14 protein-coding genes and 1 other annotated feature are annotated in these 12,206 nt (G+C 57.9%); of the genes, 8 read left to right on the top strand and 6 right to left on the bottom strand.

Going from position 1 to position 12,206, the window contains the following annotated elements; genetic code table 11:
* Positions 1-2: 2 nt before the first annotated feature.
* Entirely contained in the window at positions 3-1,211 is a 1,209-nt protein-coding gene (locus BEQ56_04785; GenBank protein ID AOH44412.1) for a selenium metabolism hydrolase, read from the bottom strand.
* 282 nt (positions 1,212-1,493) lie between these two features.
* Between BEQ56_04785 and BEQ56_04780 the strand changes: the two genes are divergently transcribed.
* A complete protein-coding gene (locus BEQ56_04780; protein AOH42849.1) occupies positions 1,494-2,504 on the top strand; it encodes a hypothetical protein in 1,011 nt (336 codons plus the stop codon).
* Positions 2,505-2,576: 72 nt separating this feature from the next.
* Positions 2,577-2,807 (top strand): hypothetical protein, encoded by a 231-nt coding sequence (locus BEQ56_04775; GenBank protein AOH42848.1) that lies wholly within the window; start codon positions 2,577-2,579, stop codon positions 2,805-2,807.
* 88 nt (positions 2,808-2,895) lie between these two features.
* Here the strand turns inward: BEQ56_04775 and BEQ56_04770 are convergent, their stop codons facing one another.
* The 5 genes from BEQ56_04770 to BEQ56_04750 form a co-directional block, all read right to left on the bottom strand.
* Positions 2,896-3,774: a hypothetical protein gene (locus tag BEQ56_04770; GenBank protein AOH44411.1), complete on the bottom strand. Its 879-nt coding sequence runs from the start codon at positions 3,772-3,774 to the stop codon at positions 2,896-2,898.
* A gap of 57 nt (positions 3,775-3,831) precedes the next feature.
* Complete coding sequence (locus tag BEQ56_04765; protein ID AOH42847.1) at positions 3,832-4,980, bottom strand: hypothetical protein; 1,149 nt, start codon at positions 4,978-4,980, stop codon at positions 3,832-3,834.
* 129 nt (positions 4,981-5,109) lie between these two features.
* A complete protein-coding gene (locus BEQ56_04760) occupies positions 5,110-6,174 on the bottom strand; it encodes a hypothetical protein (GenBank protein ID AOH42846.1) in 1,065 nt (354 codons plus the stop codon).
* Positions 6,175-6,234: 60 nt separating this feature from the next.
* Positions 6,235-6,765, bottom strand: coding sequence for a hypothetical protein (locus BEQ56_04755; GenBank protein AOH42845.1), 531 nt, complete (start codon positions 6,763-6,765; stop codon positions 6,235-6,237).
* A gap of 168 nt (positions 6,766-6,933) precedes the next feature.
* On the bottom strand, positions 6,934-8,124 hold the full coding sequence (locus tag BEQ56_04750; protein AOH42844.1) for a hypothetical protein: 1,191 nt from the start codon (positions 8,122-8,124) through the stop codon (positions 6,934-6,936).
* 165 nt (positions 8,125-8,289) lie between these two features.
* Between BEQ56_04750 and BEQ56_04745 the strand changes: the two genes are divergently transcribed.
* The 6 genes from BEQ56_04745 (at position 8,290) to BEQ56_04720 (ending at position 12,206) form a co-directional block, all read left to right on the top strand.
* The gene (locus BEQ56_04745; GenBank protein ID AOH42843.1) at positions 8,290-8,787 is read left to right on the top strand and encodes a hypothetical protein; all 498 of its coding nucleotides are present in this window, start codon (positions 8,290-8,292) and stop codon (positions 8,785-8,787) included.
* A 54-nt stretch (positions 8,788-8,841) separates the two neighbouring features.
* Positions 8,842-8,987, top strand: a binding site (cobalamin riboswitch).
* Positions 8,988-9,114: 127 nt separating this feature from the next.
* Complete coding sequence (locus tag BEQ56_04740) at positions 9,115-9,873, top strand: cobalamin biosynthesis protein CbiM (GenBank protein AOH42842.1); 759 nt, start codon at positions 9,115-9,117, stop codon at positions 9,871-9,873.
* Between the two features lie 14 nt (positions 9,874-9,887).
* On the top strand, positions 9,888-10,157 hold the full coding sequence (locus tag BEQ56_04735; GenBank protein ID AOH44410.1) for a cobalt ABC transporter substrate-binding protein CbiN: 270 nt from the start codon (positions 9,888-9,890) through the stop codon (positions 10,155-10,157).
* A gap of 15 nt (positions 10,158-10,172) precedes the next feature.
* Positions 10,173-10,925, top strand: coding sequence for a cobalt ECF transporter T component CbiQ (locus BEQ56_04730; protein ID AOH42841.1), 753 nt, complete (start codon positions 10,173-10,175; stop codon positions 10,923-10,925).
* A 4-nt stretch (positions 10,926-10,929) separates the two neighbouring features.
* Entirely contained in the window at positions 10,930-11,646 is a 717-nt protein-coding gene (locus BEQ56_04725; GenBank protein ID AOH42840.1) for a hypothetical protein, read from the top strand.
* Between the two features lie 5 nt (positions 11,647-11,651).
* On the top strand, positions 11,652-12,206 hold the full coding sequence (locus BEQ56_04720) for a cob(I)yrinic acid a,c-diamide adenosyltransferase (GenBank protein AOH42839.1): 555 nt from the start codon (positions 11,652-11,654) through the stop codon (positions 12,204-12,206).

Below are 12,206 nucleotides of genomic sequence, written 5' to 3'. Positions count from 1 at the left end.
GATTATTTCTTCAACTTTCCGCAATAAACCGCCGGAACGGCAGCGTACATCGCGGCAGCGGTAACCAGATGACTCGTCCAGGTCTTCTCGTTCGGGGCATGCGCCTGATCCTCCGCGCCGGGGCCGAACCCGATACACGGAATGCCGTAGCGGCCCATGATCGAAACGCCGTTGGTCGAGAAGGTCCATTTATCAATAACAGGTTTCTTATCGAAGAGATTCTCATACGCGCTGGCGAGCGTCTGCGTCGCGACATGATCTTCCGGGATAACCCAGGTCGGGAAGAAGCATTCGGTCGGATAGGTCAGGTTCGTGTACGACGGACGTTCATACGTATACATCGAAACCTCAGCCTTCGCTTCCTTGACGGAAGGCAGGTTGCGGATTTCCTGGAGCGCGCTTTCCCAGGTCTCCCCGTCGGTCAGGCGGCGGTCCAGCGAAATGGTGCAGCTGTCCGCAACGGCGCAGCGCGACGGCGACGTAAAGAAAATTTCGGAAATCGTAACCGTTCCCTTCCCCAGGAACGGATCATAATGCAGATTTTCGTTCAGCGCGCGGATTTCGTTGATAATCGGGGCCATCTTGTAAATCGCGTTGTCGCCGCGTTCCGGCGCCGACCCATGGCAGCTGATTCCGGGAGTGCGCACCTTAATTTCCATCCGGCCGCGATGACCCCGGTAAATCCGAAGCGACGTCGGTTCGGTAATCAGGACGAATTCAGGACGAATCTTATCTTCGTTGACAATATACTGCCAGCAGAGACCGTCGCAGTCTTCTTCCTGAACGGAGCCGACGACGAGGAGCGTATAATCGTCCTCGAGATGCAGATCTTTAATGATCTTGCCGGCGTAGACCATGGAAACCATACCGCCTTCCTGATCCGAGCCGCCGCGGCCGTAAATTTCGTCGCCGATAACTTTCGGTTCGAAAGGCCCTGTCACCGTCCAGTTGTTGATATCGCCAACGCCGACGTTATCGATATGCCCGTCCATGGCGATCAGGTGGCTGCCATGTCCGATCCATCCAAAAATATTTCCCATCGGGTCGATTTCGACTTTATCAAACCCGACTTTTTCCATTTCCTGCTTGATTCGTTGAACCGTTGGACCCTCCTGGCAGGATTCACCCGGGATCGCGATCAAATCGCACATAAACTTCGTCATATCGTCCGCGTAGCTTTCAGCTTTCGCGCGGATTGCCTTGAAATCAATAGCCAAAATAAACCTCCGTTTTTAGATCTGTCAAGATCGGATAATAATTCGGTCATCGTCGACAGGTTAATTGTCTGACAACTTCATTAACTCAATTTTATACCTTTTTGAAATCATGCAAAGGTGATAAATGACCCTATTCTCATGTGATACTCGACGTACTACCTCGGAGCAGCGATATGACAATCGGGAAAACCCGGATAGAAGCGAAAATAAAACCCAAAAGCGCAGACTTTCCGGGAAAAAAGCCAGTACCGTTCCGGTCATTGGTATAATTCTTCTATGATCATCCGCAATTCTCAGCCGCCTCAGCCAATCCTGGCGATTTCGCCGGCCAGCCTCGACTTTGGGCTGGTAAATTACGCTGAAGAAGCGGCTGAGGGGCATGGCATCGCCAGGCTGACGATCCGAAACGACGGCGACCGCATGCTCGTCGGGAGAATCGCGATCCAGGTCTCCTGGGTCACCGCCTATCCGCCTGACTTCCGCCTCAACCCCGGCGAATCCAGCGATCATCTCTTCACCGTTCGCCGCGTCAATCAGCTGACCTGGAACTCGGGCCACAAGTTAGGCTCCGATTTTATCGCGCTGATCAACAGCAACGGCGGATCCGAAACGATCGGCGGTTATTACTATATCGATAACGCCGAAACTGTAAAAAAACGCGCGCCGCTTTCGCCGCGGATTTTTGCCTTTCTCGCGCTCGGGCTGCTCCTGACCGCCGCGGTCCTCTACTTCGTCTTCTGGCAGGATCGCAAAATCACCGAAACCAGGACGACAGAGCAGGTCTCCGCTTTCTATACCCAGATCGCCGAAACGATTCACGCCGATATCGCGGCGCAGCTTCCAACCCCGACGCGGACAATCGTCGTTCCCGCCGCCGCGCTGGCGACCCCGGCCCGCCCGGGCGCTTCCGACAGCGCCGCGCCCGTGTTTACCCCCTGGATCCCGGGCGACTATCCGAACCCCGAGGATTTCGTCCGGTCCTATTACGCGACAATCGCCGAGGGAAGGTTAAGCGACGCCTGGTGGATGATGTCGGAGAAAAGTCAGATTGCCTGCTGTTACAACAAGGGGGTCAACCCCGCCGATTACTTCGCGGCGAACTGGGCCGGGATCAGCGAGCTGACCGTCAATTACGTCTTTCTTCAGACCGAAAATCAAAATCCCGCCGTTCTCAACGCCGAAATCACGTTCAAGAACGAAGACGGAACCTCCGGCCAGAGCGATTTACAAATCGAAGTCATCGCCTCGTCGCAGCAGGGAACGCTGCTCATCGATTCAATCAAGTAACCATAACAGGTCGAGACGCGCGTCTCATGATAAAATCCAAAAGAACCAGCTGGAAATTTTAGGAGAAAAAATATGAATGTGTCTTTCGAAGAGGTAAAAAAAGTTGTCGTCGACGTCCTGAAAATCGACGGAGCGAATATCACGCCGGAAACCGAATTCATTAAAGACCTGAAAGCGGATTCCATGGATCAGTTCTTCCTGATCGACGGCTTTTCCGAAGCCTTCAACGCCACGATTACCGACGATCAGGCAAGAGAAATCAAATCGGTCCAGGACGTAATCGACATCCTGTCCAAAATGTAATCCGGAAAGCGCAGAAATAGAACGGTACCGGCGCTGAAGCTCGCGCCGATACCGTTCTTTCGTTTTCAAACAGCAAAAAAGCCGCTGGTCATGAATACGTTTCGAGAACGCGGGGCAAATCGCGAAGCTTCGAAACGCAGCGCAGACCTAACTGCTGAAACGTTAATTCTTTCTTATCAACCGAACCGATATCGCCGTCGATAAACGCGCCCGAAGTTCCGAACGAGCGGTTCTTCGGGAAATTCCGTCCGGCGAGAACGCCGACGACCGGCGTCGCCATCGAGAACATCGCGTAAGACGCCGCACGCTCCTCCTCAAGCCCGCCGACCCCGCCGATCAGGACAATCTTCTTCGTATACACGTCTTCGTCCATCAGCGCCAGCGCGTCGACGATCGTCGTCCCCTGAAGCGTATCGCCGCCGATCCCGATACAGGTACTGACGCCGATCCCCGCCGCCTTCAGCGTTTCGAGAACCGCGAAACCCAACGTCCCCGACCGCGTAATCACGCCGACGTTTCCGGGAACCGCGCAATCCGCAGGGAAAACGCCCAACAGCGCGTTTCCCGGATTATAAATCCCCGGACTATTCGGGCCGATAAACCGGATCCCTTTCGAATCCATATAGCGGCAGGCCTTCGAAACGTCATGAAGCGGGATTCCCTTCGTAACGCAGACAACAACGGAAAAACAACCGGCATCGGCCGCTTCGTAAAGCGCGTCCAACGCCTGCGGCGCGGGTACGAACAGGATCGCCGCTTTCACGTTCGGGAAAATCTCGACCGCGTTCGCGACCGAATCGAAAACCGGGACCTTTCCGTCTAAGACCCAGGAGCCGCCGACGTTCGGCGATACGCCCGCGACAATATTCATCCCGAACCGATACATCAGACGCGAATAATACTCGCCCGCGCGCCCGGTAATACCTTGAACGATGATACTCGTCTCACGATTGATCAGGATACTCATCGCCCCCCTTTTTGGCAGCAGCCGCAACCCGCCCGAATCCATTCCTGTTTCCAGGGTTCATTTCGCCTCCTCTTTCGTCAGCGCGACCGCCGAGCTGACCGCGTCTTCAATCGAGGAGCAGACGATCATCCCAGAATCCTGAAGCAGTCCATTCGCGTCCATCCGCCCGCGGCCGTCGAAATTGACGAAAATCGGAACGCGCCGGTCCGCCTCTTCCCAAACCGAGAGCAACCGCCGGGCGACATCGTCGCAGGAAGCCATTCCCCCGTAAAAATTGACGACAATCGCGGTCACGCTCGGATTGCGAAGAAGGATCCAGAGCGCCCGATCGGAATGATCCGTGACGGAACGCGCGCCAAGGTCGACGACGTCGCCGACGGTTCCGCCCGCCGCCGCGATCATGTCCATCGTCGACAGCGCCAGCCCCGCCCCGTTCGCCATGCAGGCGATCGCGTTTTTCCCGTCGCAATCCAGATAAGTAAACCCAAGCTTATACGCTTCGAGCTCCCGGTCGCTCCGCCGGATCATGTCCGAATGATCAAAGATGAACGTCTGGCGGAAGCCCGCGTTCTGATCCAACGCAATTTTTCCGTCAAGCGCGACGACACGCTGCGTCTCGGTGATAACGAGCGGACTGAACGCGACGTACCGCGCGTCCAGATCGGTAAACAGCGACCACATCTGCAAACAGACCTTGATAAAAACGGCGAGATGCGCGTCGGGGAACCCCGCCTGACGCGCCAGAGCGCGAATCTGGTAGCGCTGCAGCCCGATCAGCGGATCGATCGAAATTTTACTCATCGATTCGAAAACCGCGTTGGCGGCGTTCTCGATACTGATCGACGTCCCGGTATACAGCAGCAGCGTCGGGAACCGCGTCGCCCGGTCAAACGTCAGGACGACCGAAAACTCATCCTGAATCGATAACGCTTCATCGACCTGAACCTTATTGACGACGAAACCCCCGATCCGCGCGGTCATCATTTCCGAAGCGATCGTTTCCGCCTCGACCGGCGTCCGGGCGACGCGGATCCCGCCCTTCTCTCCGCGCTGCGAAACGGGGATCTGCGCCTTGACGACAACCGATTTTCCGATTTCCTCCGCGATATTCTTTACCTCGCGCGCCGACGAGGCCGCTTTTCCAACCGGAACGGGAATCCCGTACGTTCGGAAAAGATTTTTAACCTGATATTCGAGTAACTTCAACGCAGCCCCGACCTTTCCCCCATATCCGATCGCTTAAAGCTTATAGTTCAAAAGAAGCGGCGAACGCGCGCGAACACGGCGCTTCCGCGTCCAAACGTCCGCCGTCGTCCCGGAACCAGTCCTCTTCGCTTATCCGTTCAAAAACTCAGTGACCGCATCGCCGCTGATCCGGTATGCGCTCCCGATCTTCCGCGCTTTCAGCTCACCGGCGTTAATCGAAGCGATAATATCCTCTTCGGAGACCTGCAACAACTGCGCGACTTCTCCCGGCGTCATGACCGCTTTAATCCCCGGCGCGGAGGGAGCGGCCGACGCCGCCGGAGCCGCCGGAGCGGGCGCCGGCTGAACGGCCTGCGGCTGAGCGAACGTCTGCGTCATCAGGTTTCCCAGACCCATCCCCGCGCCCAGGCCCGCGGTTAATCCCGCGCCGCCGCTCGGATTATTCGCCGCCTCGCGAAGCGCGTCCGCCGCCTGGAGCTGCGTATACACGCTCATGTCGAGCATTCCCATCGCGCGCAGCTCTTCCGCTGATTTTTCGGAAGGTTTGAGGCTGCCGATATAAAACGATTTAAGCGTCAACCCGATCGCGGCGAAATCGTCCTGCGCGCTGACGCGGACCGCCGTCCCGATTTCCTCAACGAGACCGATCAATTCAAAAATATTTTTGGTCTGCGTGAGCGTCCCTAAGACGTCCTGAATCTTCGACAGCAGCATCGTCCGCAGCCGCCCTTCGATCGCGTCCAGCGTATACGCGGACCGCGAACCGACGATCTGGGTAATAAACTGCTGCGGATCGGCAACCTGGAAGCTGTACGTACCAAACCCCTGAAGAAGGCTGACGCCGAGTCCGACGCCTGCGTTACGGACGATAATCGGCTGCGACGTGCCCCATTTTACATCCGCGAACTCGCGCATCGAAACGTAGAAAACCTCGGCGGTAAACGGAGTGCGTCCGTTAAACGCCGTTCCGAGAAGCCCCGTCAGGAGCGGAAAATTCATCGCTGAAATCGTATGCCGCCCTGGACCGAGTACGTCCAACGCCTTCCCGTCTCGGAAGAAAACCGCTTTCTGCGACTCGCGAACGATAACCTGCGACCCAAAACGTAAATCGGCGACCCCGTTTTCCGGGAAATGGTACGCTAATACGTTCTGCATCTCGTTCGCGTACTCAACTACATCAAAAATCCGTGCCATTTCTCTGCCTTTCTGCCCTGATCCCGCCGCGGCGCGCGGACGGAAGAGATCTATTGATGATTATGAATTGACCGTTCCCTGAACGACTTCCGAACGGCGGTTGAACGCAGTTACCATTTCGGCGGCAACCTTCGTCAGCTCCTGAATCGCCCGATTCAGCTCCGTTTCGGGTCCGCCGATCCCGGCCTCGATCGTATCCAGACGTTTCCTGACTTCGTCGACCAGGCTGAACAAGTATAAATCATAATCGTACAGCTGATTCAGCGCCGCTTCGTCAACCTTAACCGCGTCCATCAGCCCGGCGTAACCGTAAGCGGCTGTCCGGATCCGGTCGATAAACTGGCGGATTTTCAGCGCAGGAGATTCGAGATCGCCCATCGGTCCGAGCGCGCCGGCTTTAAGAAGCTGACGCTGGAGCGCCGAGATCCGAGCCCATTCCTCTTCCAGCCGGGCCGCAACCGTTTCGCGCACGAGCTTATCCGTCGAACGGCGATCCTCTTTTGCTTTGTACCCCTTAATTCCGGGAATTTTCTCGATCAAGCTTTCAAAACCACCTTTGCCGGACGCAACGACTTCATGCAACTGTTCCATTGTCTCTCCTTAAATATATAAAATCAACAACTATTTCTTCGGTGCTGTTACCTTTATATTTTACTGTATTTCCTGATTTTCGTCTTTCGAATTCGCAGTCGAATTGCATTGAAAAAACCGCGCCCATACGCCGGGACCATCGAATTCCGCGGCACTGAAACGCCGACCTCAGCGCACCGTCAGCCGCAGCCGCAGTATCTGGCCAAAATCAGACCCGTCCGGCGCGCTCAGGCGAAACCGCGCCAGGTATTGCCCATGCGCCGTCGGGGCGGTAAACGGAAGCGCGATCGTAACGACCTCGCCCGGACGAACACCAGCGAACGGCACGACCGGGAACGTCTCCGCGTCGGTAATCGGAACGAGCGCGGTCCCGCTCTCCCAGGCGCAGCTCCCGATATTCATCACCCGCCAACGCTTTTCCAGCGCCGCGCCGCTTTCGACGGTTTCGCCGTCGGGGAGCGTCTCGTCGCCTGAAAAGCGCGCCGCGAAGGTACAGCTTCGGCCAGCCCGTACGTCCGAAAGCGGCGACCCGCGCGAAAAATCTACGGCCGTTTCCGGCCATGCCTCGCTCATGCGCGCGTTGGCGAACTGCTGCGCCGTGCCGTCGGCGCTCAGGACGCTTAGAATTCGATTGATCTCAGGGACCAGCGTCGATCCTTCCGGCGCGGCGAACGCGAAGCGAACGGTCGCGAAATCGCCCGTGATCCAGGTATACGCGCCGCTGAGCTCGTAGCGCCGTTTATAAACCTCCTCCGTCGTCAGGAAATAATCGATCTCGCCCCAGTTCAGCGCTTCGACCGCTTCATCGCGCGAATCAAAAACCTGAAGCTGCGCCGGGGGAATCCGTCCGGACCCGACCCAGTACGACCGCGCGAACTGCGCCTGAACCGTTCCGCGCTGAACCCCGAGACGGATCCATCCCAAATCGTCCGCCGTAAACGCCGACGCGTCGAGTCCGCCCGGGAGACCCAGCAATCCGAATTTTCCCTGATAATAAACGTTCGTGTAATCCAAAACGGAGCTCAATCCGTCCTCGACCGGAAGCGCTCCGGCGATCAGGTCAACCTGCCCGGCGAGAAGCGAGTCGACGAGCCCTGCGAACGCGATATCGACAACCTCGCCCCCCACGCCAATATCCGCGGCGATCCGCCCCACCAGATCGATATCGATCCCCTCGATCGCGCCTTCAGGAGAAACGGACGCGAAAGGAGGAAAATCCGAGGCGACGCCGACGTAAAGAATCCGATTCAGGCGGACGTTGCGAAGATGATCCGCGGAGACAGAACGCACGAAAACGGCGGCAAGCGCCCCCGCCGCGATCATCAGCCCAATCAGTTTCAGCCTGAATCCCCGTCGCATCCCCGCGGACCTCCTTCCGTTGGAAGCTTTCGATATAAACCGATTATATCAGATCGCCGCCCGCGTAAGCCAAACGAAAAAGTCCGGATCACGGCGATCGGGCAATGATAAAATCAGGTCATCGAACCGCGATCCGATCCGGCCCGCCGATCCAAAGGAGACGACATGAAAACTTCCGGGACGTCCGCCCCAAATCAGCCCGATCATATATATAAGGAAGACGGCGCCTGCGTCGAGCTCTGCGCCAATATTGACGATCAGAGCGCCGAAACGCTGGCGCTGGCGCTGACGCGCGCGCTCGACGCCGGAGCGCTCGACGCCTGGTTCACGCCGATTCAGATGAAAAAAAACCGGCCCGCCGTTCTCTTTACCGTCCTGGCGCGGAAAGAAGACGAAGCCAGATTCGCCGAGCTGATCCTCCGGGAAACGTCGACGCTCGGCGTCCGCGTTAAAGACTGCGCGCGCTATACCGCCGAACGCGACGAAATCGTCCGTGAAACCGTCTTCGGCAGCGTCCGGTACAAACGGAAATTCCTCGACGGGCGGCTTTTCTCCGAACGGCCGGAATCCGACGAGCTCGAACGGATCGCGCGCGACACGAACCTCCCGATTCAGTCGATCCTGACCGAGCTTCAAAAATCGCGAAACGACCCGCGGGAATAAGCTTTTCGCTTTTCCCGAACCTCCCCAAACCGCTGAAACTAAGCTATAATCAGGACCAGAACATTATAGCAAGGTGACCCGATGCCCGGATGTCAGGGCTTAAAAGGTGGAAGCCGGTGAAAGACCGGCGCTGTGCCGCAACTGTAACGAATCGGAGCCGGTTCGAAGCCAGGAAACCTGCCTTGCAGCGTTTTATCGTCGTCTTCTCGAGCAAGGAGACCGGCCTGAACCCCAATCGCTGTCGCAGTCTCTGACGCTGTCTGTTTCCATATCATCAGGGATCGGTTCCGCCTCCTGTCTCGAGACATTAACCGATAGGAGGTTGTTATGAATGTTTTCAAGAATCATCTCAAATCCAAATCCGTTCTGTACCTGTTCTTAGCCCTGATCCTGGGCTTCGGGATCCGTCCCGTCCGAGCCATGCATATCATGGAAGGCTTCCTGCCGATCGGTTGGGCGATTTTCTGGTTCGCGGTCTCGATCCCATTTTGGGTCGTCGGGATGATCCAGATTCGAAAAATCGTCGCGGAAAAACCCGAAAGCCGGCTCCTTCTCGGATTCTCCGGCGCGTACACGTTCGTCCTGAGCGCGCTGAAAATTCCGTCGGTGACCGGCTCCTGCAGCCATCCGACCGGAACCGGCTTCGGCGCGATGCTCTTCGGGCCGTTCCCGATGGCGGTTGTCGGAACGGTCGTCCTCCTTTTTCAGGCGATCCTCTTAGCGCACGGTGGATTAACAACGCTTGGCGCGAACGCGTTCAGCATGGCGATCGCCGGACCATTGATCGCCTGGGGAATCTGGAAGGCGTTGAAGGATAAGCTTCCGCAATCCTGGGTCATCTTCCTTGCCGCCGCTGCCGCCGACCTGCTGACGTACGTCGTGACCTCCGTCCAGCTCGCGCTGGCGCATCCGGATACCGCCGGGGGATTCGCCGCTTCCTTCGTAAAATTCGGCGGAATCTTCGCCATAACCCAAATCCCGTTAGCGATCAGCGAGGGAATCCTGACCGTCCTGATCTTCAACGCGCTGAAACAGAACGCGTCCGCCGAGCTGAAAGCGCTCGGATTCGAAGGAGGTAAATCATGAAAAATTCAACCTGGATTTTGATCCTGCTCGTCGTCGCGTTGGCGGTCGTTCCGCTTTTCTTATCGAGAGGGGCTGAATTCGAAGGCGCGGACGTTCTCGCCGAAAGCGCGATCGGCGATATCAACCCTGATTACGAGCCTTGGGCGGAACCGCTTTTCGAGCCGCCGTCCGGCGAAATCGAAAGTCTCCTCTTCGCGCTTCAGGCCGCGCTCGGCGCCGGGTTTATCGCTTACTATATTGGTTTGAAAAAAGGCCAGTCGCAAAGCAAAGCGAAAAATCGCTGATACCGCGTCCCAAAAATGCGCCTGATTGACCGGTTCGCGTATAACAATCGCATTCGCAAGCTGGATCCGGCCTGGAAAGCCGGGTTCAGCCTGCTCTTGCTGCTCAGCTGCCTGACCGTCAACCGGGCGGGGTTCAGCGCCGCCTGCCTGACGGCCGTCGCGCTGATAACGGTTCTTCTCGCCGGGATCCCGCTCGGACCGTTCCTGAAAATCCTGTTCACGGAAGCCGGATTCCTCGTCCTCAGCGTCGGAACGGTCGCCGTCAGCGTCTCCACGATCCAAAGCGCAAACGCGCGCTTTTTTTTCGGGCTGTGGTTCTCGGCAACGCAGGAATCGCTCGCCGCCGCGGGCGGCCTGTTCCTGCGCTCGCTCGCCTGCGTCAGCGCGATGAACCTGCTGGCGCTGACGACCCCGATGGTCGACCTGATCGACCTGATGACGCGAATGAAGGTTCCCGACTCGCTGATCGATATCCTGACGCTGATTTACCGGTTTATTTTCACGCTCCTGGACTGTCTCGACCGCATGATCGTCGCCAAAGAGGCCCGGCTCGGCTTCCGGACGTTTCGAAACGCCTTCCGGTCCAGCGCCGATATCGCCGCCAGTTTATTTATCGACGCCTATCGACGCAGCCAGCGGCTCCAGATCGCCCTGGAAGGGCGCTGCTGGAACGGGTCGTTTCGCGTCCTTCCCCGCGACTATGAATCGCCCCGCTCGCTCTGGCGGGAAGTAAACGCCCCCGGAGCCGCGAATTCCACCGGGACATAACCATATGACGGATTTTATTTTCCAGAATGTCGTATATAAATACCCCGGGACAGAACGGAACGCGCTCGACGCGCTGACGCTCCGGCTCGGAAGCGGAAAACGCGCCGCGCTGATCGGACGCAACGGCAGCGGTAAATCCACGCTGATGAAGATCGCGAACGGGATCCTCTTTCCCGCCGAAGGCAGGATCATTTTCGACGGCCGCGTCGTCGGCAAAGGCAAACGCGAAAGCCGCTTTCTCCGCGAACGCGTCGGGATCGTGCTGCAAAACCCGGAAGACCAGCTTTTCAGCGCGTCCGTCTTCCAGGATATCAGCGCCGGACCGCTCAATATCGGGCTGACGCCCGAAGAAGCGCGCCGGCGTGTCGCCGAAGTCGCCGCGCTCTGCGGGCTGACCGAACTCCTTGACCGCCCGACGCACGCGCTCAGCGGCGGCGAAAAAACCCGGGCCGCCCTCGCCGGAATCCTCGCGATGCGCCCGAGGTTCCTTTTCGCCGACGAGATCACGAACGCCCTCGATCCATGGATGCGCGCGCAGGTGCTGAAGATCCTGGGCGATTGGACGGCGCGAGGGAATACCGTCCTGCTCGCGACGCATGACTGGGACATGGCGCGTTCATGGGCGGAAGAGGTATACTGGCTTGAAGACGGAAAAGTTCTTCGCGCCGGAACGCCGGAAGAAGTATTTCAAGGCAGCGAGCTGCCGGAAAGGTACGGATAATCAGAATGCATCAAACGGGAGAGTCACAAACCAGCAAGCAAAAAGGTCTTGTCGTCGTCTTCACGGGTAACGGCAAAGGCAAAACCTCGGCGGCGATGGGCGTCATGACCCGGGCCAGGGGGCACGGCCTGCGCGTCGCCGTCCTCCAATTCATCAAGAGCCCCGAACGCGCGTACGGAGAAGCCGACGCGGCGCGGCGGTTGGGGGTCCCGTTCGAGAGCCTCGGGACCGGGTTCGTTTTTAACCCCGAGAAAGGGGGGCAGGATCGTCAGGCGACGCTCGCTGCCTGGGAAAAGGCGAAAGCGCTGATTTCCGGAGGCGGGACCGACGTCGTTATCCTCGACGAGTTTACCTATCCGCTGACGTTCGGCTGGCTCGACACCGGCGAGGTCGTCGCCTGGCTCAAGGCGAACAAGCCCGACCGGCTCCATCTCGTCCTGACCGGGCGGAACGCGCCCGATGAGCTCGTCGAATATGCCGATATGGTCACCGAGATGCGCGAAGTCAGGCATCCGTTCCGTCTCCAGCAAATCCCAGCGCAAAAGGGTATCGACTTTTAG

The organism is Anaerolineaceae bacterium oral taxon 439 (assembly GCA_001717545.1).
Taxonomy (GTDB): Bacteria; Chloroflexota; Anaerolineae; order Anaerolineales; family Anaerolineaceae; genus Flexilinea.
This window is presented reverse-complemented; position numbering and strand designations above follow the sequence as displayed.

Coding starts and splice junctions, on each gene's coding strand:
- BEQ56_04770 (AOH44411.1), bottom strand. CDS start 3,774: ATGAGTATCCTGATCAATCGTGAGACGAGTATCATCGTTCAAGGTATT.
- BEQ56_04740 (AOH42842.1), top strand. CDS start 9,115: ATGAATGTTTTCAAGAATCATCTCAAATCCAAATCCGTTCTGTACCTG.
- BEQ56_04755 (AOH42845.1), bottom strand. CDS start 6,765: ATGGAACAGTTGCATGAAGTCGTTGCGTCCGGCAAAGGTGGTTTTGAA.
- BEQ56_04720 (AOH42839.1), top strand. CDS start 11,652: ATGCATCAAACGGGAGAGTCACAAACCAGCAAGCAAAAAGGTCTTGTC.
- BEQ56_04750 (AOH42844.1), bottom strand. CDS start 8,124: ATGCGACGGGGATTCAGGCTGAAACTGATTGGGCTGATGATCGCGGCG.
- BEQ56_04730 (AOH42841.1), top strand. CDS start 10,173: ATGCGCCTGATTGACCGGTTCGCGTATAACAATCGCATTCGCAAGCTG.
- BEQ56_04775 (AOH42848.1), top strand. CDS start 2,577: ATGAATGTGTCTTTCGAAGAGGTAAAAAAAGTTGTCGTCGACGTCCTG.
- BEQ56_04725 (AOH42840.1), top strand. CDS start 10,930: ATGACGGATTTTATTTTCCAGAATGTCGTATATAAATACCCCGGGACA.
- BEQ56_04760 (AOH42846.1), bottom strand. CDS start 6,174: ATGGCACGGATTTTTGATGTAGTTGAGTACGCGAACGAGATGCAGAAC.
- BEQ56_04745 (AOH42843.1), top strand. CDS start 8,290: ATGAAAACTTCCGGGACGTCCGCCCCAAATCAGCCCGATCATATATAT.
- BEQ56_04780 (AOH42849.1), top strand. CDS start 1,494: ATGATCATCCGCAATTCTCAGCCGCCTCAGCCAATCCTGGCGATTTCG.